We start from the raw sequence: 26615 nt of genomic DNA on the forward strand, positions 1-26615 counted from the left end.
CCAGTCGGCCCGCAACTCCGCGTCGGCGATCGCCACCGCCCTGTCCAGCTCACCCCCGGACAGCTCGGCGATGCGCAACGAGCGCCACTGGTCCGCCGCGGCGTTGACGAATGCCCGGTACGCGACGGTGCGCTTGTTCGACCCCAGCCTCCGTCGTCTCTCGTGCAGGTCCTGAACCGAAGCGATCCACTCGACAAGCGCGTCCCGGCCGGGATGCCCCGGTTCGGGAAGCGTGCCCAGCACCCGCTCCGCCGGCGCCGGCGATGTGTCCCGACGACCGGGGCCGAACACCTCGCCCCAATCCGCCCGCAGTGCCGCGTCCGCGGCCTCCACCGCGGCCTTCAGTGCAGTCCCGGACAGCTCGGCGATCCGCAGCGAGCGCCACTGGTGCGCCGCCGCCTCGAAGAAGGGGGCCTCGCGCCCCTCGTCCTCTACATCGTCGGCGAGCACGTTCCATGTGGTGGCGATCCGCTCGGCGAGTTGGTCCCGGTCGCGGTCTCCCCAGGACAGGGTGCCGATCGCCTGTATCGCCGACTCTCGGCGCTCGGCGGTCTTCCGCCTCGCATCGTCGAGATACCTGCGGGCCTTCACCGCGCTGGAGTGTTCGAGCCGGTCACCCCACGCCCGCTGGTACCCACGGACCGCGGCCTGCTGCTTGTCCGGGTCGGTGGCGGCCGCGTGCCGCGACATCGCGACGTGCTCGGACATCGCGAACCCGCTGTCCGGCGCGGTGGGCAGGGCGCCGAACTCGGTCTGGTTCAGTGCTTCGTCCGCGGCCTCGCGCAGCTCCCGGGTGCCGTTCCAGGCATGCTCCGCGACGGCCGGGTCCGTCGGGTCCGTGAGCACGGAAAGATCGTTGTCGCGTCGGAGTAGCCGGCTCGCCAGGATGTCGACCAGGCCCGAATAGAGGTCCCGCTGACGGGCCCGTGCAGGGCCGACATGCCGCGCCGCGACGGGCTCCGGTCCGAGCATCGCCCTGGCGACGAGTCGTGCCTGTTCCCGCTGCTCGGGCGTGACACCCCCGAACACGATCGCGCTGTACTCGGCGGCCGGCTCGACCTTCGCCCAGGCGTCCTGCCACGTCCGCTCCCGCGGAGGAACCGCCTGCCGCAGCCGATCGAACTCGGCTCGCAGGTCGCGCGCTTCCTGTTCCACCTCCCGGGTCCGTCCTCCGGCGTCAATGCGCTGCGCCACGGTCTCGATCATCGACTTCCACCGGCGACGCTGTTCCGCGGGCGGGATGCTTCCGGGCTCCGGCAACGGCGCGGGCCTGGCCCCCAGAAGCCGGACCGCGTCATCACGTGCGGCTTCGGCGCGGGCGTCGGTGCGGGCACGGAAGACTGCCAGTGGTGCTTCCTGCTCGGGGTCCGCGGCCGGGTCCTGGACGGACATGCCGACGACCGAATCGAACTCGAAGAACACCGAGGCCGGCAGGTACTCCTGTTCGAACTCGGTGTGCCGTTGCTCTGCTTCCTCCCTCCCGGGATTGAAGATCCGTGGCAAGGTCTCACGGAAACCGGCGCGGAGGCGATGGGCGAGTTCACCCACATCGCTCGGCCGCCCGGTCTCCGGGTCGGTGTTTATCTGTGCCCCCAGCATCCGCTTCAGCACGGCGACAGCCTCGTCGTCGCGCGCCGGCGGCGCACCGTGGTCGTGGTTTTCCAGCGCCCGGTCGAGCAGCGTTCCGGCCTGGTCCTGTGTCTCCGGTGAAACGGCCTTGGCCCTGGACAGAACCAACACCGCCCGCGTGATCGCCGCAGACTCGGCTTCCGTCATACCGCTGTGATCGAGCAGGTAACCCAGCATGGTGGCCGCTGTCGCCAGATCCTGCCCTGTCGCGCGCACGATCTTGTTCGCACGCCGGATCACCGGCACCGAGTTCTGGTCCTCCGGTGGGGCCGCATCGTCGAGTGCGGTGAGCGGGCCCTCCTGATCGGGCTGGACGAGGTCCTCGACCGGGGCGGTCTCCCCCGCCGAGGTGGTCGCCTCGGGTGGGACGTCCCATACCTGGGTCAGAGGGCTCGGCTCCGCCTGGTCGTCCGAGCGCTGGAGGGCCGCGTCCTGCGGCCACGTACCCGCATACAGGTTCTCGAGGCCGACCCGCTGCCACTGCTGCTTCGTCACGTCGGCGGCCGCCCGGATCGCGGTCAGGGCGCCGGCGAAGTGCGTGGCGAGCATCGAGACCTCGTCCTCGCGGTGCAGGTGCGCGGCGAGGACGTCCACCATCTGCTCGCGCAGCTCGGCATCGCCGTCGGCGAGCCCCTCGCCGGGAATGCGGAGCAAACGCTCGGCATCCTCGCGCCGGTCGAGTGCCCGCTGGTGCCTGGCGTTGAGTTCCCGCCATGCCTGCTCGGCTTCCGGCCTGCGCGACTCGAAGCCGAGAATGTCCTCTTCCGCCGTGCTCCGTTGCCTGAGCCGGTCGAACTCCGTGCCCAAAGTGCGGGCGAGTGTGTCGACGGAGTCCTGACTGACCAGTCCCAGCGACTCGTCGGCCGCTCGCAGCGCCACGAGGTGCGCGATGTCGGTGAGGGACTGGTGGGTCCGCTCGTCCAGTCCGTCGCCATCACGGTTCAGCAGCGCCCCGGCCTCACCGAGCCAGTGCCCAGGGTGGGTCGTGCGCGCGCGAAGGACACGCCAGCGCTGGTCGTCGGCCGCCACGTCCTGCCGTGCGTCCAGATCCACGTGTTGCTCGACGAAAGCGGACAGTTGCGCGCGCAGGGGTGCCGTGCCGGTGAAGACCACGATCGGGTCGGCGGTGCCACTGGTGAGCCTGGCCAACGCGACACTGTCCCGCACCTGTTCGTAGAGCAGGCTCGACAGCCGGCTGGGAAGACCCTCCTGCTCGAAATTGCGGCCGAGCATGGCCGAGGCCCAGGCCCGTGCTCGCTCGGTGTCAGCTGCGGGGTACTGCTGGAGCGCCGCACTCACCAGGGTGCCGCTCGGGTTGATCCGCCGGAGCAGGTTGGCGGCATCGAGCAGCGGAGCGTGCCGGTCCCGGGGGCCCTGGCTGATCGCCGCGTCCACTTCCCGCCTGATCTCCGCGTCGACAGGCATGTCGCGTCCGGGCGGGAGCAGGGCGAGCAGGTTGCGCAGTCCCTCGCGCTGGTGCGTCTCATCCTGCGTTTCCTCATCCGGGGAGCTCAGCTCGACCGAGCGGCCGACGCGGATGGGGATTCGCCTCCGACGGCGGATCTCGCCTGCGAGCTCCGGCATGTACTCGCGGGAGACCACCTCGCGCCAGTCTCCGGCGGTGTCGGTGTCGGTCGACGGGTCGCGCAGGGTAGCCGGGATGATCTGTTCACCGAGGAGTGTCAGCATCCCGTTCGCTCGGGCGTCCACGAGCTCGGCCAACCTCGCCGGAAGCGGTAGCGCGTCGAACCCGTGGGCGGTGACCGCGTCGAACCCACGGCCGGTGAAGCGGTTGCTGGTGACGCTGCGCACCTCGTCGCGCAGGGCAGGCACACTGGCGAGGAACTCGACGGCAGCCGTCCATACGACCTCGGGTGCCGCGTGCTGCGACACCAGATCGGCCACCTCGTTCAGGTGCAGGTTTCCGTTCCGGTTACGCAACTGGCGGACGAGGGTCTGCACCACCTTCGCGGTCAGCATTGCCGTACCCGCGCCGTCCTCGACGGCGACCTTGGGCCGCGACACCGAGGAGGCCGAAGCCGAGCCCGGGACCCAGCTCAGACTCGAGCCCATTTCGAGCCCGGGGAACAACGGCAGTTGCTTGACACCAAGGCGCTTCACGAGCTTGCGGAACCTGTACGGCCCGGTCCGCCACACGACCGAGTTGCGCCGGATCCGGCCCTGGTTGGTGTTCAGCAGGCCCGCCTGCATCCCGAGCTGGTTCGGCGGGAACAGGTCGAGCTGGCCGAGCTGGTAGTTCGCCTCGATCACGTCGAGGTCGACCTGTGTCAGTGGGTCGCCCTTCACCCCGGCGATGACGTCGTTGTTGGTGATCCGGTCGCCACCGGCGGAGGTTTCGGCACTCTGGCCGCCGAAGGCATGGCCTTGCGGCGAGTCGTGCACCGTGCGCAGCCCGTCCGGATCGGTCAGCCGATCGTCGCCGTCCACGTACACGCCACCGAACCGCTGGATCAACGCCAGCCGCAGGATGTCCGAGGCCGCCGCGAAACCGCGTCCGCTCCCCTTCGTCAACTCCGCACGGTAGAAGGGATCCAGCCGCATCGGCGCATCGGCGTTGAACACTTCGTCCACGTTGACCAAGCGGATGTCGTTGCCCTGTGCCCAGTCCACCATCTGCCGCACACCGGCGAGCGAGTCATCGGAGTCCCCGGCCAGTACGGCCGCTATCCGGTCGCGCGGCACGTCCGTCCACAGCACCGCCTGACCACCCGTTGTCCGCGCCGACTCCGCGAAGCGCTGCTGGAACGTTCCCGTCGTCCCACCGTCAGCCAAGGGACCGCCCAGCCAGATCCCGTGCAGCAGCTTCGGCGTCTCCCGCGTGGCGGGAATGGCGGCGCGATCGACACCCACCGCGTCCCAGTACCGCAGCTGGTCCTCGGTCCAGTCGGAGACGAACACTTCCTGCTCGCCCTCGGCGAGCGCCTCCGGGGTCAACGCCTCCGCGTCGGGCATCGAACGGGTGAGATCCATACGCCGCAACAGGTTCATCCCCTGGGCGGCGGCCAGCCGGTCGTAGTTCACCCCACGCAGGTTGTCCGGCGCTTCGGGAGTCCTGCCGAGACCGAACAGGTCCGGGCCGAGCAACTTGTGGTAAGCCCGCTGCCCACCGGCGAACGCCTTCTCCGCCAAGCGTTCGAGGCGCCCACGCACATCCGCCACCGCGGCCGGGTCGGCGTGCCAGTCCTGCACAACGCCCGGGACCGACGGGGCCGGCTCCGCCGGTGCTGTGTGCGGCTCCGGCGTGGACGGCGACACCACGAAAGACGGTTGGGGCGCATCCGGCTGCAGTTCGACACTGCGGTCACCGGACGTCGGAGCGGGCCACTCACCCTGAGCGGGCACCTCGGTGCCGTCCGGCCGACGCAACAGCCCGCCATCCGGGAGCTCGATCGCCCCCGACTCGTGCACCTTCGCCGGCGAGTCCGGACCCATCAGCTCGCCGGCGAAACCCTCGTCGCGCAGCAAGGGTTCCAGCTTCGCCAGGCTGCTTTCCGGTCCCAGGCCCACCCGGCCGGCGGCCGACACCCGGCAGCTCAGCAGCAGCAGATTCCGCGCCTGCCGCCAGTCGCGGCCATCAGCCCCGGCGGGCAGACCGACCGATGCCAGCACCCGTGCCAATCCGGCCTCGTCGACCCGCACCACGCCGCCGGACTTCCGCGGAATCGCGAAACCCTTGTCGTTGTGGTGGACCGCGATGGTGAACGTGTCCGCGGGTCCCGCCCCGGCCGCGAACGCCTCTCGCAGAACATCGGCTTCCGAACCGCGACCGAAGAACGCGCCGCGTACCACGTTGTTCCCGTCCAGCAAGGGCACGAACGCCACATCGGCGGAGTCCAGGTCGTCGACCAGGTCCGTCAGGGGCACCGGATTCTCCGCCGTGCCCTCGTCCTGCCCCAGCGTCACCGAACGTCCCGGACCACCATCGGGATCTGTGTCCGGAGCCGGCGTCCGCGCGACGGTCCGACCGGTCCGGGACAGAGCATCCTCGACGATGTCCCAGGCTCTTGCAGCGTGCCAGAGACTCAGCCGATCCGTATCGACCTCCGCCAGCGCCTCGGCGATCGCGTTCCAATCAGTCTCGCTGTGCTCCCGTTTCAGCTGTTCCAGTGACTTCGCGAGCCGAACACCGTCAATCGGCCCGGAGCCCAGCATCTCGATGACACTCGAAGCGAGGTCCGGCTTCGGCTCGTCCCCGACGGCAAGGTCCCAGCTACCGTGATCGCTGGATTCCTCGATGCGGGGGACAAAGGTGATTCGTGGAACGACCCCGGTACCGCTGTCCTCCGGCCGTCGCCTGGGTCGATTCGCCGCTTGAACGTTCTCCACACTCTGGTGGATCTGTGTTGTCAGAACCGAACTAATCCGGTTGAACCACTTCTGTGCGAGCTGCATCGGCCGCAGATACACATTCACTTCGATGGGCAGATGTGGCAGCCCATCGGACGAGTTCTCCAGCGCTTCTCGAACCATGTCGTCCGCCGCCCTGTCCAGCGCGGCGCGGTCGGCAACGGAAAGTCGTGGTTCCCGTACGACCGGGAACCGGCCGCGCACGCGAGGACCGGAACTCTCCGTAGCGGAGTCAGGCCCCGGATCCACCGGCGAGTCGTCCTGCCGGAGCCCGCGATCGGATGATCCGGGGATCGGGGGAGCCATCAGCGGAGCAGGATCAGGGCCGTCCACGTCCATGTCGTCGGCAACCGGGGTGGATGGCGCGGCGAGCGATGGCGCGGCGTCCGAGGCGGAGTCCGGTACGGACCGCTCACCCGGCCCAGCTGCCTCCGGTCCGGGAGCAGCCCCCGGTGTCGTCCGCGGGGTGGCGTCGTACAGGTCGTCGTCCACAGTGAGCGGGTCAGGCCCTCCGGGCTGCCGTGGCCGTGGCGTCCCCGGCCCCGAGCCGTTGCCCGCGATCGGCACGTCGGTGCCCACGCCTGCGCCGCCGGCGTCCTCGTCCAGGGCGTCGGCGGCCAGGAAATCGACGAAGCTGCCGTCCTCGAGAAGCCGATTGAACTCGATCGAGTCCAGGAACGAGATGTCGGCCATCGGCCGATCGGTATCGCCCGAGTCACCCGGCGGCTGTTGATCGCCCGAGGTCGGGTCCTCGGCCGCCGGTGGCTGATGAATGTCCATCCCGGTGGCAGGCGACAGCCCCCGCAACGCGGTGGGGGTCACCGGTGTCGCGTCGAAGTCGATCATGTCGAACAGATCCACGTCGAGATACGGATCGAAGAACGGATCGAACTGCGGCTCCTCCGTCAGCCACGGATCGGTATCCGCGTCAGCCTGTCCGGAGTCGTCGATGATCCCGTCGTGCTCCGGGCTCGCCATCTCCGGCTCGGTCATCACTGCGTCGCCGTCCTCGTCCTGCTGGACCGGGGGTGGCATACCGGAGGAGGTCAGCTCCGGAATGTCCGGTAGCTGGCTGTCATCCGACTCGCCCGCCTCTGATCGGGCGTCGGCATCCGCTGGTTCGGGCATGCCACCGGCGATCCGCTCATCGTCGCCAGGAGTGGAACCGGGGTCCTGCTCGACCGGCAGACGTTCGGTGAACCGCAGCCCGGTCCCCTGTTTCGGGTTCACTCCCGTCCGCACGTTGTCCCGGATGATGTCCGCGACCGTCGGCAGACCGTACGGCGGTCTCCGGTCCGCCCATGCCCCGTTCAGCGCGCGCTCGACGACGTCGAGCACAGCTCGTTCCCGGCTGTCCCGATCCTCGTCCGCGGCGGCGTACCGGATCTCCAGCAGAGGCCTGGCGTCGGGGTCGGCATCCAGCAGGCGGGTGTAGAAACCCTCCACGAACAGAGTGATCCGATTCTGCACGGCTGCCGTCAGGTCCGAACCACGCGGACCCGGGAACGGTGCGTTGAGTTCCCGGGTGCCTCGGTACTGTTCCGCCGTCCAGCCCGGAGTGGGGTACTCACGAAGCGAGAGCGTCCCGTCGGCACCATCGACGGGCAGTCGCCGCCGCGCGGTACGCCAGGTGACAGGCACCCGATCCAGCGTCCGCTGATCCAGACCGGCGTCCCGCATTCCCTCGTAGAGCAGGCCAAGCGCGTAGGGACGAGCGCTGCGCTCGACCGGACGCCGCTCCGGATGCCCCGGCTCGTACCGCGTGCTGAGCACCACCCACACGTCCGGCAGTTCCACGTCCGGGGCGAGTTCCGTGATGCGCTCACCCAGCCCGTGACCGAACTCCCGGATGATCGCGGCGTCCTCGTCGATCATCCGCGCGGCGACGCGATTCAGCGTCTGGAACTCCACCTCCTCCTGGTGCAGCCTGGACACGTGCCCGCCCCTGGCCGCTCCCGCCTCGGGTCCGGAATGGCGAGGCCAGTCGAGGGCCAGCGGCTGGGCCGAGGTGTGCTGGTCCAGTTCGTGCGGAGGTCCCTGGATTTCCGCGGCGAACGCCGTCTGCTGGTTGCCGGTCGATCCGATCCGCAGTTCGACGTGGTCGTTGATGAACTGCTCGACCGTCATCCCCGGCGGCAGATTCCCCGGTTCCGCCGCCAGCTCGTTCACCAGCGAGGTCACCGCGGTACGCCTCGGCCCGTCGTCCGCACTGTTCAGTCGCAGATTCAGCACCAGGCGGGGCGTGTCCTCGGCCGCGTCCCGCACCCGCTGCGCGAAACCCGAGAACAACCAGCCGAACCGACGACGCCCCGCAGCGGACAACTCCGCCTTCAACGGCAGGAAGAACACATCCAGGCTGCGCGAGGCCTCGTAGTCCCGCTTGGGCAGATGCGGCGAGTCGTGCACCACTGCGCTCACAGCGGGTCCCCGGCCGGGATCCAGCTTGCGCCGGACTCGGTGGACCCGCGGCTGCGCCGCATCGGAGTCCGGGTCGACTCCCGCGGCCAGCACCGCCGTGTTCAGCTCCTGCTCCAGGAAGTCGAACATCGCGTTGACCGCATCGTCGGAACGATTGGCCCACGGCGTCATCTCCAGCCGGATGTCCAGCGGTTCCCGGCCGGCTTCGGCGAGCTGACGGGTGTAGGCGGCCGCCCGCTCGGTGAACACCCGGAGCGAGTCCAGTCCACCGCTCAGCCCCTCCTCCGGGGTCCGCCAGCGATGCTGGGCCAGCGATCCGGACCACGAATCCGACACCGTGTCGTGCCCGGAGACCAGCCGTGAGAACGGCGCCGTCACCACGGGGAGCGGCAGGTCCGTGTGGGCGGGAGCCGGTGCGTGCGGAACGTGCCGGTCCAGTTCGTGCGGGGGACCCTGGATCTCCACGGCGAACGCCGCCTGATAGCTGCTGGTCTGCTCGATCCGCAGTTCGACGTGGTCGTTGATGAACTGCTGGACCGTCATCCTCGGCGGCAGATTCCCCGGTTCCGCCGCCAGCTCGTTCACCAGCGAGGTCACCGCGGTACGCCTCGGCCCGTCCGTCACCTTGACCAGCCGGAGATTCAGCACCAGCCGGGGCCGCGGCTCCCCTTCGGCCGCGTCCCGTACCCGCTGCGCGAAACCCGAGAACAACGAACCGAACCGACGGCGCCCCGCAGCGGACAACTCCGCCTTCGTCGGCAGGAAGAACACATCCAGGTTCCGCAGAGCCTCGTAGTCCCGCCCGGACAGATACGCGGGCTCGTGCACCGAGATGTTCACCGACAGGTCGGACCCGGGGTACGCGCGACGGCGCACCTGCTGGAACCGCAACCGAGCGGGGCCCGAGTCCGGGTCGGCGCCCGCTGCCAGCACGGCCGCGTTCAGCTCGCGCTCCAGGTAGTCGAACATCGCGTCGATGGACGCCTGCGAACGATCAAGCCATTCCTGGATCTCCAGTCTGATGTCCGGGGACTCGCCCTGCTGCGCGACAAGCTGAGCCGTACGTTCGCCGACCTGCCGGGTGAACTCCCGGAACGAGTCCGGCAGGCGCTGCTCCGGCGGCAACGTCCGGTCCCGGTCGAGCAGTCCGGCCCACACGTCGTCGTGCGGTTCCCGGCGCGCGGGGCGCCGGGCCAGCGGAGCCGTACCGACCGGCAGCGGTACCAGGCGTGCCGACTCGGGAGTTTCCTCCTGCCGCACCAGGTCCAGTGGTGGCTCGTCCGGACGCCGGTCCAGTTCGTGGTCGGGTCCCAGCACGTCGACGGCCAGTGCCGGCTGGCCGTGGTGCTTCGTCGCGGGACGCAGTTCGACGTGGTTGTCGATGAACTGCTCGGCCGTCATCCCCGGTGGCCGTTGCCTGGGCTTGGCGAGCAGTTCGTTGACCATGACGGTCACCGCGTTCGTCCGTAGGTCGTCCGGCTTGTTCGTGCGCAGGTTCAGCACCAGCCGCGGCGGTTCCGCCTCGGGTCCGGCGTCCCGGACCCGTTGCACGAAGCCTTCGAACAGCCAGCCGAACCGGCGGCGTCCCGCATCGGAGAGCTCGGTCTTCGTCGGAATGAAGAAGACGTCCAGGCCGCGTGTCGCCGCATACGCCCGCCTGGGCAGGTACGGGGACCGGTAGAGTGAGATTCCTACAGAGGCTGGAAGTTTGGCACTCGACTGGCGGCGCATCCGCTGGAAGAGCACCTGCGCGGCGTCGGAGTCCGGATCGATCCCCGCGTCCTGGATCGCCGTGCGCACCTCGCTCTCCAGCAGGTCGAACATCGCGTCGATGGTTTCCGGGCGCTGACCTGGCTTGTCCCGGACCTCCAGCCGGATGTCCAGTGGTTCCCGGTCCCCGGCGGCCAGTTCCGCGGTGTAGTCAGAGATCTTCCTGGCGAAGTCCCGTAGCGGTTCCCGGCCGTCCGGCAACCGCTGCTCCGGCGCTCGTCGTTCCCGGTTCTCGAAGGCGCTGGCCAAGCCGTGCGACCACGCCTCCAGCATCGTCTCGCTCATCGCCGGGAGCCGCCGCGCCGGGTCCTCGCCCACCGGCAACGGCACCTCCGGGATCTCGGAGGACGTGGGGTCCACTTCTTCTTCCGCCAAACGCTGATCCAGCTCGTGTTCGGGGCCAAGCACATCGACGGCCACTCCCTGCGAGCCGTACTTGCTCTCGATGACACGCAACTCGACATGGTTCTGGATGAACTGCTCGGCCGTCATCCCCGGCGGCAGATTTCCCGGCACCGCGGCGAAATCGTTCACCACGGCCGTCACCGCGTTCTTCCGCACGACATCGTCGGGGCTGCTCGTGCGGAGGTTCAACAGCAGGCGGGGACGCTGCCCGTCGCCACTGGCATCTCGTACCCGCTGTACGAAACCTTCGAGTAGCCAGTCGAACCGGCGCCGCCCGGCGATCGTGAACTCGGCCCTTTTCGGCGCGAAGTACAGGTTCAGCTCCCGTGACGCGGCGTAACTCTGCCGGGAGAAGTGCGGGGACTCGAACACCGACACGGTGGCCGACGCGGTCGACGCGCTCTTGGCGGTACGCCGGATGCGTTCGAACCGCACCTGCGCGGCATCCGAATCCGGATCGACCCCGGCGGCCACGATCGCCGCTCGGACCTCATTCTTCATCAGGTCGAACGCCTCGTCCATGACAGCGTCTTGCTGCCCGGCGCGGTCCGCGACCTCCAGCCGGACGTCCAGCGGCTCCCGGTTCTCGGCGGCCAGTTCTGCCGTGTAGTCGGCGATCTGTCCGGCGAAGGCCCGTAGCGGCCCCATCCCATCGTGGAACCGTTCCCGCGCCGACCGGCGTTCCCTGCCCTCGAACGCGCTGGACATTCCCCCGGACCACGAGTCCAACACGCCTTCGGCGACCTGCGGCATGCGGGATACCGGTCCCTCGGGCGCCGGCAACGGCACCATCGGGGCCGTGACCTGGCTTTGCGGGGTCGAAGGAACGTCGGTCCGGGTCGGGTTCAGCTTCTCCTCCGGCGGGCGGTGATCCAGTTCGTGTTCGGGGCCCGTGATGTCGGCGGACAGGACGTGAAGGCCCTTCCTGCTCTGGATTGTCCGGAGTTCGACGTGGTTCTCGATGAACTGCTCGGCCGTCATTCCCGACGGCAGATTTCCCGGCGTCGCGGCGAAATCGTTCACCAATGCCGCCACGGCATTCGTCCGCGTCTCGTCCTCGGCATTCCTCATCTGCAGGTTCAGCAGCAGGTGTGGCCGTTCAGCGTCGCCCGAAGCGTCGCGCACGCGCTGCGCGAGACCATCGAGCAGCCAGCCGAACCGGCGACGCCCGGCGATGGAGAACTCGGTCTTGTGCGGCAGAAAGAACACGTCCAGATTCCGTGCGGCCGTGTAACCCTGCTGGGACAGGTGCGCGGACTCGTGCACCGAAATGCCGATCGACGGTGACGTTTGCCCCTTGGGAGTACGTCGGATCCGCTCGAAACGAAGCTGTGTGGCATCGGAATCCGGATCGATCCCGGCGGCCAGGACAGCGGCACGAACCTCTCCCTCCAAGAGGGCGAACATCGCGTCCACGTCCAAGCCCGAACGGCTGGGCCGGTCGATGATCTCCAGCCTGATGTCCAGTGGTTCACGCCCCTGCGCGGCGAGCACGGAAGTATGACTCGCGATCTGTTGGGCGAACGCGCGCAACGCCGGTACACCACCGGCCAACCGCTCCTCCGGCGATCGCCGCTGCCCGTCCTCGTACAAGCCGGTCAAATTGCTGGACCAGGAATCGATCATCGGCTCACCCAGTCCGGGTACCCGCGGCCGCGGCCCGCTGCCCAGCGGAATCGGCACCACGGGCGGGGAGTCGGGGCTCATGGTGGTGAAACGAGGACCACCCACATCCCCCTCACCATGCGGCCGAATCGTCCCATCTTCCACGACATCCACCGCGGAATCGAAACCGTGCACGTCGCCGTGATAACCGTCATCCGACAACAGATCCCGCAACCGCTCGAACCGGCCTCCCATCGCCGGGTCGGTCAACCGGCAACTCAGGAACACCAGGTTCGCCTGCTGCCGCCACCCCTGGCCACCCGGCATCGCGGCACTGTTCAGCAACCGCAACATGCCAGACTCGTCCAGCCGGATCTCCTTGCCATCCGACTTCCGCCACACCGAGAACCCACCCTCGCCATGGTGAATCACCGGAGCGAACGAATCCGAATCGACCGCACCACGCTCGAACGCCGACTCCACGATCGCCGCGTCCTCGCCCGGCTTCGGGAAATACACACCACGAACCGTCCCCGAGCGATCCTTCAAAGGCACGAACTTCAGCTCCGACAGATCCAGATGCTCCGGATCGACCAGATCCGCCAGCGGCATCGGGTTGTCCACCGTGCCCGCCGGACGCTCCATCGTCACCTCTGCGGGCGGCCCCGGCGGAGCCGGGTCCACGGCCCGGTTGATGGAAATGGGTACCTCGGTCACGGTCTCCACGTCACCGGACACCGGTTCCGCGGGCGGCACCTCGGACCGGCGCCGCTCGCCCAGGTCGTCGCCGAGGTAAACCAGGGACGCGTGCTGCTCCCCGGGCACGAAGCGGACGAGCGGGACGGTGCGATGTAGCTCATCGATGTCGTTCCGGATCTTGCGCTCGAACTCGGTGGCGGGCTCCCAGTAGTTCATCGCGCCGTGCTCGACGCCGACCTCACGGCCGACCAGCAGGTACACCATTCGTTCGTAGTCGGCCTGCTCCAGGCTGGCTCCGTCGTCGGGCAGCCGGATGTCGTACATGTCGTTGTCGCCGGTGAGATTGCGATACTCACCGTCCTTGCGCCCCTGGACCAGACCGTCGACGATCCGGTATCGGCCGCTCTGTTCGAGAGCGCGCATGGTCTCGGCGAGCTCGGTGTACTCCATCGACCGATTCCGGAACCGCTTCAACACCCCGTCCCGCAGCGCCTCCGGCACATTCTCCAACGCCGGAGGTTCCGGCTGGAAGTAGCCGACCAGTCCGATCTTTTCCGCGGGCATACCCAGATACACGTCGAGTTCGTCGAGCGTCTTCGCCTTGATCTCCACCGGCTTGGGCAATGCGCCCTTCGCCCGCCAGGCCATCGAGGCCGGGTTGGTGGGCCGAACATCCACCACCACCCCGAACCGGTCGACCATTTTCTGGAACCGCCGCTGGTCCTGCGACGAGATTCCGTGCTGGGTCTCCAGCGTGGCGCTGTCGACGGTGTCCGACCGCGCTGACTCGATCGAAGCCCAACTGTCCTGCCGTCGCATCGGCGAAAGGGGGACAGTGGCGACGCGTTCGTCGAGTTCGTCGAAGAGCTCGGCCACGAACCGGTCGGACTGGCGTTCGATTTCCGGCAGGCTCAGGCGCATGTCCGGAACCGGTTGTCCCTCGGTGCGGGTCTTGGGCTCCGTACCCGGCTCGGTCCACGGCTCCGTGGGGGCCGGCGAGACGAGCAGGATGGGTACGGCAGGGTCCGCAGGTTCGCCTGCGGGCGTGAAGCTCGCACCGATCGGGTCCCCGGTCGCCGCGTCCACCAACGGCCTCGTCGTGATCTCTTCGCCGGTCGGCACGGTTTCGACGGGCGGGGCGGGTGCGGGCCGCGTCGGCGGCGAGGGTGGCGGCGGCGACTCGTTCGATTCCGCGGGCGGCGGGGGCGCGGGCCGCGTCGGCGGCAATGGCCGCAGCTCGTGCGTCTCGGTCTGGCCCTGGTCGGGGGGCAGTCCCTGCGGATCCTCGTCCTCGGAGACGTCCGGGTCGTGCTCGTCCTCGGGCAGCTCGTCCCGCGGCTCGGTCCGCGGAGTCTCCTCGGCATAGATCGCGTTGACCTGGTCCAGGTAGCGCTCCCGGGCCCGCGACCACTCCTCGTACGCGCGCTGCTCCTGGCGGGCGGCCTCCGTCACCAGGGTCGCGGCGGCCTCGCGGCGGGCGACCAGGTCGGCGGCCTCCGGCCGCGGATCGATCCTCTTCCTTTCGTCCTGTGCGGCCTTCCGCTCGGCGGCGACGGTCTCGTACAGCTCTCTGCGCGCGGCCCGCGTGTCCTCGCTCGTGGGATCGGACAGCTCCGTCTCGCCGTCGGCGGTGTCGGCGGCTGCTTCGGCGGCCACCGCGTCCTGGTTGTCGAGTTCCGCCAACCTGCGCCGGTGCTGGTCGATGAGTTGATCCAGTTCGGCCACCCGGGCCTGCCGCCCGCGCTGAACATCCTCGGTGTCACGGACGACGGCCCTGAAGGCGGCCCGCGCCGCCTGGTGCCTGCGCTGGGTCTGTTGCAGTTCCGTGCCCCTGTCGGCCACGGCCCTGGTCTCGGTGATCAGGTTCTCCGGCAGCGTCGTCCCGGTCATGCCGGCTGCCGCGTGCTCACGCAGGCGGAGACCGTAGACGTCGTGCATGCGGAACTCGGTCCCGGCGGGCTTGTTCTGCCGGAGCTTGTTCTTCCACGTGTCCTTCGGTGTGGCGACGATACGGAAGTCGGCGGACGCCAGCACCGAGCGGGTCAGTGTGTCCTCGGCGGCGGCCGGCTCGGAGCTCATCGGCTCGGCCACCCGGGTGTCCTGGCCGGGAGCTCTGTGTGGCTGTGGGCTGGTTTGCGGACCACCGAAACCGTAGGGGCCTGTCCCGGTCGCCGTGGCCCCGATGCCCATCGCGATCTTTTCCTCGCCGTTCTCCAGGAACTGGGTCGAGGACTCGATGTCGATGTTCGCGCTCGCACCGGCGAACCGGATCTCGCGAGGTTTGATGTAGAGCATCAGGTCGCTGCTCGGGTTGCCGGGCAGCGGAATCGGGATTCCGGTGGCGCCGCCGCGGTGATGCGCGCCGCGGAGGAGATTCGGTGTGATGGCGGCGTCGACGGCGGCGGCGACCTTCGAGGTCACGGTCATCCCGGAGTCCGCGAGCCGCTGCTTCGCCACCGAGCGGTGGTACTCGACGTCGCCGAAGAAGTGCTCCGCCCAGTAGTCGTCGGAAGCGGGCATCCGCCGCCCCGCCGTGTCGGGCTCGGCTTCGGTGAGCCAGGTTGCCTGACGCTGTCCGTCGAGTTCCTCGCCTTCCAGCCGGGTTTCCCCTCCGGCGGCCCCGTACCGGCCGTGGCTCGGTGCGGGCAGTGACGCGGTCGGGTCCTGCAACAGGTCGACCGGTGTGTCCGTCTGCACCGACGCGAGGGTCCGGCCGTGCCTGCGCACCTTCAACGTCATCGTGACGTTGGCCGGGTGCTCGGCCACCGGGCCGTTCAGCTTCGCGACCTGGTTGTGTTTCGTCGTCTTCCGGACGGTCCGCTCCCGGTCGCGAATGCCGTAGTTCACGTCCAGGCCGTTGCCGGTCGCGGCGGGCTCCCCGCGAGCGGGCTGGGTACCAGCCGGGGCCGAACCGTCCCGGATGCCGACCGTCGCGCGCAGGGAGGCGAGGAAGTTGAGCAGTGTCCTGCTCTTGGTTCCTACCAGCGTCTGCTCGTACGTCGCGGCCACCTTGGCTCGCAGCGACTGCAACGTGCTGAGGTTGCCCGGCCCGGGGGTGCCGGCGACCTCCCCCTCCAGCGCGAGCTGGTAGGTCTGGCCGTTGATCGTCCGCTCGACGCGCAACGGGGTGCTCTGCCCGCCGTTGAGCAGATTGCCGAGCATGCGGTTCGCCTCGTAGACGAACTCGGTGGCCGCCGCGGGGCTGCCCTTGGTGGGGTCCAGTCCGCTGGTCGGCAGCAACCGGTCCGCGAGGCCGGGGTCGTCGGGCATCGCGGTACGGAGCTGCTCGCGAAGGTCGGCGATGCTGTCCCTGAGGTCGATGTCGGAGAAGGTTCCGCCCAGGCCCAGCGACGGCTTCACGACCTGATCCGGTCGCAGCGACGCCGGAGCCTGCACCGGCTGCCGGGCCGGCTCCTCGGCATCCTCGGCCTGTTCCTGCGCGGGATCGTCCCCGCGCATCTCGGCGAGCTGGCTCGGGGTCAGCCACACCAGCGCGGACTCGGGCAGGTCGATCGTCGTTCCCGCGGTGCTGCTCTTCTTCTTGCCGAAGCCCCAGTCGAGGTTGCTCTGGTGGGACGCCTCGGCGACCACGGTCGCCGAGATGTCGACGCGCGCCAGCACCATCGGTTCCGGCTGTCCCTCGGCGCGCAGGCTCTCGCTGGATCGCAGCGACGTCGCCGCGGAATCGCCCGAACTGACCAGGAAGGGCGACAGCACCGCGGAGGCGGTGCCGATCACGCCTGCCTCGCTGCTGCCCGCTCCCGGGCCGTAGACGTTCGCCACGCCGGCCAGGTAGACGTACGGTCCGTGCTGGGTGGTGGTTCCGCCCGTTCCGGTCGTCTTGCTGCTGCCCTTGATCCCGCGGACGGCCTCCTTGAACTCCTCGGCGGTCACCGGGTTCTCCGACAAGGTCGGCCGGAAGGAAACGCCGACTGCGCCCATGAGGTCCTTCCGGCGCCGGCCGAAGCGGACCCGGTTGATCACCGTCGGTTTGTCGAAGAGGTTCGGGTCCTTCTTCAACGCCGCCGGGGACAACCGCTTGTTCAGCAGCGGTCTGATGTCGGTCGGTGAATGCGCTACGGGGTCACGCCCCGACGCCTGATCGAACATCTCCTCGGCCACGTCCTGCAGCCGGCCACCGTCGTCGAGGGAGACGACCGCGAGGTTCTTGAACTGCCCCGGGGCCGGGGCGGTCAAGGTCCACGGCGGCGGCGCGTCCGTCAGTGGCTCGTCCGGCCGCGAAGCGCGTACGTCGTCCCGCGGCGGGGTCTGCTTGACGAGAGCGCCGGGAAGCAACATCCGCACGTCGAGCTCGACCGGCTCGGAAGTGGCCGTCTTCTGCTCCGGCATGTGCCGGCCCCAGGTGCCCGGCGTGATCTTGCGCAGCGCCGCGTTGGGCCGCCGCTGGGAAACGACCTGCGATTCCACCCGCAGCCGGCCGCGGAACGGGTAGACGCTGGTGCTGCCGAGATCGCCGTCCTCGGTCAGCGACTGCGCACCCCGCCGTTCGACGGAGCTTCGCCCGCTGGTCTCCTGCAGACTGTCGCTCAACCAGGTGCGTGAGGCACGCCAGCCGACCATCACCAGGCCCGAGAGGTTCGACGAGCCGAGCAGGCCGAGCAGTCGTCCCTGCGGGCCGCCCGCGAGCGTGGAGTTGTTGCCGCGACTGCCTTCGATCTTCGTCCGGTTCTTGACGTGATCGATGTCCCTGATCGAGTCCGCGCTGAGTCGATCGCCGTCCTCGATGTCGTGCATGCGACCGGTGAGCAGGATCGTCTTGGTCTCGTCGTGCAGCCAGGCGGCGTTCCGGCCGCTGGGCTTGACCGTCAACTGCAGCCCGTGCGGGCCCATCATCTGTTCGACGAGGTGCTTCGCACCCTCCTTGTCCCCGGAGAGCACGTTGCGCAGGCTGGTGCCCTGCTGCAGTTTCGCGTTGACCCTGTCGGTCAGTTTGTTCTTCTTGACCTTCGGGTCGGTGAACACCGCGGTGAGCCCGTCCATGTGCGGGAGGATCGCCTGGTAGAGCACCTCGGCGGGATCGAACATGTCGATCCTGCCACCAGGTATCCCGGTGCCGTTCTCGAATTCGCGCGGGCCGAAGTTCACCCGGTCGTCTCCGGAGCGGTACCGGACGGTGTTCTGCTCGGTCTCCTCGATCAGGCCGGCCTCGGCCGCGGTCCTGCTCGTCGTCCACTCGTGTGTGCCGAGGTTGCCCTTCAGCGTCCGAATCGGGCCGGGACCGACCTGGCGGAACTGGATGTCGTAGACCATCTCGTAGGGGACGACATCGCCGGTGACTTCCAGCCCGTCCTTGGTGGCGACCGAGTTGGACACGGTGCCGCTGGCGTTGGCCTCGGTACTCGTGTTGTAGGAGAGGCCACCACCGGCGAGCGTGAACGGTCCGGCAGCGGGCCCGCCCCCGACGAAGCCGGAGAGCCCGTAGCGTCTCCTGGCCCCGGTTCCCTCGGATCGTTCGTGGTGCTCGTGCGCGCGGCTGGTGATCGGCACGCCGTTCTGCGGCGTTTCCACCCTGACCCATCGCGGAACCGCGCGCACCGCGATCTGCGTGCTCTTCCAGCCCGCGAGGATCGGTGCCGACCGCATCCAGCCCGCCACCGGACTCTTCTCGTTGTACGCGGCGTTACGGGCGAGCAGTTCGAGGTTCTCCTCACTGAACAACCGCTGGATCTCGCGACGCCCGTCGGCGCCGACCGCGGTCCCCTTCTTCCAGCGATCGCCCATCATGTCGATGACCTGGTCGGCGAAGCTCGGCACCGCCCCTGGCTGCCGGCCACGGTTGACCGTCGTCGCGCCGACCGCGGCCTTTCCGCGCAGCGCGCGGGTGCGGGCCTCGACCGGCCGGATGCCTTGCCTGGTCAGCTTCCTGGCCCGGGCCTCGCGCATCGTTCCGTCCGGGCGCACCGCGTCGGTGTCGAAGACCCGCTGCCCGGCGTCGCCGCGTCCGGTCAGCCCCGTCGGCACCTTGAACCCGGCGGTGACGTCGCTGGTGACTTCCGACGACCGGGCGCCCGGCGGGAGAACCCTGGCACCCTTCCGATCCAGCAGCGCATACGTCAACCGGCCCGGCACCGTTGTGTTGACGGCCTTGCCGACCTCGACCTCGACCGAGCTCGCGAGTTCCTTCTTCAGACCGGAAGCGGTCTCCTCGGACGGGTTGAGCGGGAACGAAGGGGTGAAGGACACGACGATGCCCGGGGGCCCGGTGTACTGAAGGGTGGTGAACGCACCGTTCGACCGCTTGCCGCTGTTGGTATCGGCGGTGGCGACCTTGGTCTTGGACGCCTTGGACAGCGGATCCTTGCTGTCGCCATGGATCTCCATGTCGTTCCAGTTCAGGTGCGGATCCGAGACGATCAGCTCGTAGAGCTTGCCGTCGCCCTTGAACCTGAACCGGCGACCGCCGTCGGCGCCGAGTTCGCGGAAGTTCGAGCGCACCACGTTCTGTGCCCCGTCGAGGTCCTCCCAATGCCGCACGTCCGGGGCGATGTGGCGCAGGTGTGCCTCGACGTCACTGCCCGGCCCGCTGGTTTCGCTGATCTGCTCCGATTCACCGAGGTTGCGGTTGTCGCGCAGGTAGGCGGGCAGACCGTCCACAATGTCCTCGGCGGGCGGGTTCCCGTCCTCGGGCGGGGTCTGCCCGTCGGACGTCTCCTCCGGTTCCCGCTCTGGTTCGGAAAGCACCTCGGGGGCCGGCTCGGTGGACGGCTGAACCGAAGTCGACTGCTCGACAGAGGAAAGGGCCGGAGCAGACTCTCGCCGTGCGGGTGGGCCATCGGTTCCGGACCGGTCGCGACTGTCTTCCGGCGCCGGGTCGGAGCCTGCCTCCCGCGACGGACCCGCCGGCGACTCGCCCGGAAACACTTCGCCGGTACCGTGCGGGGTCGAACCGCCCAGGGCACCGTGCTCCGAAGCGTCGTCGACCCCGGTGGAACCCCTGCTCGCCCCCGCGGTTCGGGACAGATCGCGCTCACCCTCTAGACCGGCCTCACGCACCCGCCCGGCCAACTCTTCCGCCAGTACCCGCGCCTCGGCCACCGCGTCCGTGTCGGACACACCCAACTGCAAGGAGTTGTGCAGTCCCACCGCAACCTGGTCCACGACCAGATCGAACGCGACCTTCTCCGGCGGCTTGACCTCGATGAAGAGCGGATTGAACAGGGTAGCGGCGACCACCTCGCTCGCTTGCCGCCACAACTGATCCGCCTGCTCGGTCGACACCCCCTCCCGCTGCTCGAAAACCCTCCGATCAACCAGCGGCAACCCCAACCTGTCCGCAATACCCACTTCATCCAGACCACGCCCACGCTCACGACGTCGCGGTGCGGGTGGGCTCTCCTCGTTACGCACAGCCTGGTCGGGCACTGTCTCTCCAGGCTCGACCTGACGCGAGTCCCCGTTGACGGGCATGTGGCGGGCTCCGGCGTCGAATGCGATCGCGTAGACCTGGCCAGTGTCAGGTCCGATGGCGTGCAGTCGCTCCGTGGTCAGCGGCATCGAGGTACCGGCTCGGGCATCGACGAGGAATACCTGCCCCTCGTACCGGACCATGTTGAGCGCCTGGCCACGCGACTGCGCGTCCGCCGGGTAGACGTACAGCACCGCACTGGCCCCATCTTCGGACAGCGACCCCGCGATGTCGCCGAGGCCCTGCGCCCCGGTGCCGGCCAGCTCCGGCGAGTACGAGATGGCCCGGGTTATGGCGTCGGTCGGGGCGCCGAACACGGCTCCGGCAACTCGCGGCTCACCATGCCAAGTGCTGTGGAAGGCAAGTGCCGGGTTGACCCCGTTGATGTCGGCACTGTCCCCCGACCGATCGTCGTTGACCAGGCCGCCAAACGTTGCCGGGTCGGCGAACCGGGTACCTGGCGGAACCGCCTCGTTCAGCCGCACCATGGGCAGGGCGGCAGGCGGTTCCTGCGGGATCGGCCGCAACATCGGTGTTCCCGGCCTGGCGGCCGGTAGCGGTTGTGCGAATGGCTCGTATCCGAGTGGCCCGGATACTGCGGGGCTGGATGGGACGGACTCATCGGTCCACAAGGACGATTCGTCGTCCTGGGACCGGTCGAGGTCGTCGCGGGTTTCGGCTGTGGCCGGACGGTCGATACGTTCCCCGGCCGGGTCGAGCACCACCGAACCGACCGTGCCGAGCGGAGTCAGAGCGGCCGGCGTCAGCGGAGCGACGTCGACGCCGGCACGCACGATCGAGACGGCGCCATCGTTGTTGATCATGTTGTAGGCGACGAGCCGGCCGTACAGGTCGCCGACGAACAACGCGCGCGAGCCGGGGCCACCTCTGCTGACGCGCTCGCGCACATCGTCGAGCGCCGCGTCTCCGGTGCCGACGTTCTCCACCGGGCTGGACAGGAGCAGTTCCCGCGCGTCCTGCCGGGTGTCGTGTCGAGCGATCAGGTCGACGGCCTCGGCGAGGCCGTCCACCTGGTCGCTCAACTGGCCGAAGGTGACCGTGGCAGGCGGGTCGGACACCTCGGTCGGCGACACGGGCATGTCCGGGCTGTACACGATGGGCAGGTCGGCCGAGTTCCATCGGTAACGAGGTGTGGTCCGTCGAGTCGGCGTGCTCGGTTGGAGTTCCGCGTGCGCGACCCGGCTTCCGTCGGCATCGATCACCACACCGTGGACTTCGGCGAGTTCGTACGCCTGGGCAGGGACCGCCGTCGCGGCCGGATCGCCGTAGTCCGTGAACACGATGCCGTCCTGAAGAAACACCCGCCCGACCAGGTCGCCGTCGTGCAGGACGAAGACGCCACCCTGATCATTGACCAGGTGCAGCGCGCGGCCACGCTCGCCGTCCGCCGGGTAGGCGAACACCACGGCTTCCGAGTCGGGGTTCTCACCAACCCTGCTGACCGCTTCCGCGAGGCCGGCAGCACCGAGTCCCAGCAGTTCCGGTTGTGGCGACTGGTCGGAGGCCTGCCCGGGAACGTGATGCAGCACCCGGCGTCCGATCGACTCGGTCAGGCCGTCGAAATCAGCCGCCAGTTCGTCCAGTGCTGTCACCGGAGACATCGACTCTCCGTATTCCGGCCGGAATTCGTACGCCGAGCCGGGCTCGTCGATCAGGACATTGCCTTCGCGGTCGACGACGGTCGCGTACACCTGTTCCATGGCAGGCAGCGCTCCGCCCACGGCCGGCGTCACGGCGCCCGTCACGACGTCCACAAGCGACACCTCGCCGCCATGCCGGACCACTGCCCACGCCTGACCACGCCTGTCCGAGGTGTAGCCGAACACCAACCCGGACGAACCGTGCTGGTCCGCCCGGCGAACCACACGCTCGACAGCCGCATCCCCGACACCCATGAACTCGGGCTCGGCCGACTGCACCGCGACCACCGGTGCCGGCGCGATACCCACCGGCCCGCCGGCGACCCTGGGCTCACCGTGGAAGGTCGACAGGAACGCCAGGGCCGCGTCGACGCCCCCGCGATCGAACGGTTTCGCACCGCCGCGCCAGCCATTGATCAGTCCGGCGAAATCGCTCGGGTCCGCGAACGAAACTCCACGCGGAACAGCCTGAATCAACTCCGTCAGCGCTCGCTCCGGCGGAGGCGACACCGCGTCGGGCACCGGCCGCACCATGGGCGGCCCCGGCACCGTCGGAGGAACCGGCACAATCGGTTCGTCCAGAACCGGCTCCCCCCGGCCGCGGCGCACGTCCGCACCGGAGGTCACGTCGATTGTCACCGTCCGGCCCCGGTTCGATGCGTCCGACCCGGCGAACGGGTTCCACCGTTCCAGGCTGCGTTCCCCTGGCATCACCTGCGGCTGGAACGACAACACCGCCGACAGGTCCCGCGGCGGAGCCCCGGAGCGCAGGCGCCGACCGTACTCGCCCGCCACGGTGGAAAGAAGCATGTTGGCCACTACGACACCTCGGGCCGTCCCCGTCCGGTGGCCATGCGTCAGAGAGTTGCCGTGGCCCGTGACCCTCACCTCGGGCTGCACCGAACCGTTCGCGATCATGTCGTCGAACAATCGCAGTCCCAAGGCCCTGACCTGCTCGGCCCCCTCGTCCGTCAGCGACACGGTGTTCTTGTGGAAGAGCACCCCGGCTGATTCGGATGTCATCGCCACTCCGACAGCGCCCGGATGCCGCTCATCCTGCGGACTCAACTCCAGATCGAACTGATCCGACACCAACGACACATCGTCATCCGACACATCACCAGGCTCCGGATCAGCACCCGGACGCCGCTCATCCTGCGGACTCAACTCCAGATCGAACTGATCCGACACCAACGACACATCGTCATCCGACACATCACCAGGCTCCGGATCAGCACCCGGACGCCGCTCATCCTGCGGACTGAACACAATCGGCACATCCACCGACGGCGACCGCACACCAGCATCCGATGACGCCCCGTCCTCAGACTCCGAATCGACCTCCCGACCACCCACATCGCTCAACGACCAACTCGAACGATCCAACAACGGCCGATCATCAAACCCAGAACCACTGTCCGACACCGGCGACACACCGTCATCCGACACATCACCAGATTCCCGATCAGCACCCGGATACCGCTCATCCTGCGGACTGAACACAATCGGCACATCCACCGACGGCGACCGCACACCAGCATCCGGATCAAACACCGACGGCTGCAACAACAACCCATCACCATCATCCGAACCCACATCCGAGTCCGAATCCGCGGTCCGTTGCGTCGCTCCGGCGAGGTCACCAGGAGAATCGGGAGCCGACTCGTCCGGGCGATCTTTCTGAGCCTTGTCCCAGCGAATCTCGTTGTCCGCGAACTCGTCCGGGAACTGCTCGAACACGGCTACATTCGAGCGCAGCTCCTCCTCGGTCAGCGGATCGATCCGACGATAACGCCCTGGATTATTGACGTACTCCAAGTTCGGATCGACCAGCTCCGCGGCCCGCATCACCTCGTCGAAAGTGTTCTCACCAGAACCGACCAGCGCGCCGACCAAACCCAGCCTCATCACGGGCAGATCCAGTCCCGCACTCGATTCCTCATTGATCAACTGCGCCAAACGCAGCACCCGATAGGCTCGCCTCGACATACCGGACCCCACCAACGCCCCTGAACGCTCGGCGTCCTCGCGCGCCGCGCTGCCCGACCGCAACTCCTGCTCCAGATGCCGCCACCCCAGATCCAGCAGACCAACTCCGTCCGCGTCCTCCACCGCAGTCAGATCCGCCGGCCCCTGTTGATCCAACTCAGCCGCGATCTGCGGAGGAATCACCGAGAGTTGCGGGAAACGTTCATCCAGAAAGCCCTGTTCGACGACGCTGTCAAGTATCGCGACTACGTCCGCGGGGCTGCTGACGTCACCAGAAAAGCCTGCCCTGAGCTGTTCCTCGTGCGTCAGCATGCCCCTCACGTGATCAGTCAACGACTGGACCTGCGTCGAGACACCGGGACGCCCGATGGCGTATCGCGCCAATCGAATCTCGAATTCGCCTGCCGCACGCGCGTACGCGACCCGCGCCCTCACCCGATCGTCCGCCAGACCTCCATCCTCGGTCTCGGGAGCAAGTCGTCCGGAATCATCGCCAGGTGGCCCGCTCGACGACTGATCCGCAGCCATAGTTCCCTCAGCCGACACATGGCCGTCATCAGACATACCTGGATGCCGCGCTTCCTGCGGACTGAACACAATCGGCACATCCACCGACGGCGACCGCACACCAGCATCCGGATCAAACACCGACGGCTGCAACAACAACCCATCACCATCATCCGAACCCACATCCGAGTCCGAACCCCCAGAAACCGAACCCACACCCACATGCCGCTCATCCTGCGGACTAAACACAATCGGCACATCCACCGACGGCGACCGCACACCAGCATCCGGGCTCAACGACTCATCGCCGCCAGACCTGTCCCCGGACACAGAATCGACACCCGCATCCTCGTCGGACTCATCCCCAGAATCCGGACCGACAACCCGCCCACCAACCGAACTCGACGACCACCTCGACGGATCCAACAACGGCCGATCATCAAACGCAGAACCACTATCCGAACCCAACGACACATCACCGTCGGACCCGTCCCCGGAATCCGAACCCACACCCGGATGCCGCACACCCTCCGGACTGAACACAATCGGCACATCCACCGACGGCGACCGCACACCAGCATTCGGATCGAACACCGACGGCTGCAACAACTCCCCACCATCATCCGAGGCAACGCGATCGGCATCGTCCGAGTCCGGCAACCCGCTATCGCCAGGCTGCGTCCCAGTCCCCGAAATGACGCCGGGAAGCCGCGACGGTGAACCGTCATCTACCGATCCGGGAGCACGGTTGTTCGTCTGGTCCGGCGTCGCGGCCGGCTGCCTCTCTCCCCCAAGCAGGTTGCCGTTTGCGTCGAAGGTGACGGCGAGCACCGTGTCGAGGTCCGGCAACGCATCTGCCGCCAGCGGCCTGGTCAGGATCACCGTCGTCGCCAAGACCAGCACGTCGGCATCGCGGTTGATCACGTTCAAAGCGAATCCGCGCGTGCCGTCGCGGGGCTGGATGACCATCACGGCGCTCGCGTTGTGCCCAGCAGCGGCAACCTGGTCTATCACCTCATCCCAGCCTTCTGCGCCACGACCGATCAGGTCGGGGTCCACCTCGCCGATCAGATCCTCGTCGTAGTTTCCGTGCCGATCGTGGAAGGTCTCGTGGAAACGGAGCGCGTCGGCAACGCCGTCGTTCCGGTTTCTCAGGTCCGCGGTTCTCGCCTGCACGTCGCCGTTGGACTCGACGAAACCGTCACCGTCGGAGGTGACGACGAAGCCGAGAATGTCCGCGTCCATATCGCGGTACACGGCCTGGGTCTCCGGTGTGATCTCGTCGATCTCGGCCTGCACAAGTGTCCGCACCCCGCGGTGGTTCACCACGTTGTACGCGGTCGGCACACCGTCGGTGTAGCCGATCAGCACCGCATGCGCGCCGTGGCCGGCGTCATCCACCCGGTCGATCACAGTTCCGAGCGCCGCCTCACCGGAACCGACCTGCTCCATCGAATAGTTCTCCGGTACGGGTTCGGCCATGTGTCGGTCCAAAGCGAAGAATCTCGTCGCGTTGCCGAGTCCGTCCACCGGGCCCTGGAGATTGCCGAGGAAATTCGTCCCGTTGCCAAGGCCATTCACCGGGCCTGTGGCACTGTTGCCGTGCTGTGCGTCAGCGGCGGCATCGGTGTCGTCCGAGGAGGCCGGGTCTCCCGTTACCAGTCCGAAGAACGTGCTGTTCGGCTGCTCGAAGCTGGAATACCCGGGTACCAGGTCGCCATCTCGCACTACCAGCACATGTCCGTCCTCAACGAACACCGTCTCGCCCGCCGGATTCGCGCCTTCGCTGAGCAGGACCACACCGTCGTCGTTGACCACGTGCAACGCGGGAGTGCGCTGCCCGTCGCCGGTGAGTGGGAACACCACGGCATCGGAACCTGGCGACTGGCGAACCTGCTCGATCACGGACGCCAGGCCGGTTTCGCCACGGGACAACAGGTCCGGTCGCCCGGACAAGGCAGGCATTCCCGTACGGCTGTGGTGCTCCAAGTGCCGCTTCAGCACATCCTCGGCTCCGTCGAACCGCGCCACCAGCCGGTCGAACGTCAGCTCGTCCGGCAAAGCACGCTGAGCGTCATCCCAATGAACCTCGTTGTCCGCGAACTCGTCCGGGAACTGCGCGAACACCGCAACATTCG

1 protein-coding gene (cut by both window edges) is annotated in these 26615 nt (G+C 68.3%); it reads right to left on the bottom strand.

All 26615 nt of this window come from inside a single coding sequence — locus CFN78_RS23190, hypothetical protein, on the bottom strand. Of the gene's 51684 coding nucleotides, 4276 precede the window and 20793 follow it; the stretch shown corresponds to coding positions 4277–30891 — codons 1426 (partial) to 10297 (complete); the first complete codon in reading order (the gene reads right to left) occupies positions 26611 to 26613. Both codon boundaries (start and stop) fall beyond the window edges.

It is taken from the genome of Amycolatopsis antarctica (assembly GCF_002262875.1).
Taxonomy (GTDB): domain Bacteria; phylum Actinomycetota; class Actinomycetes; order Mycobacteriales; family Pseudonocardiaceae; genus Amycolatopsis; species Amycolatopsis antarctica.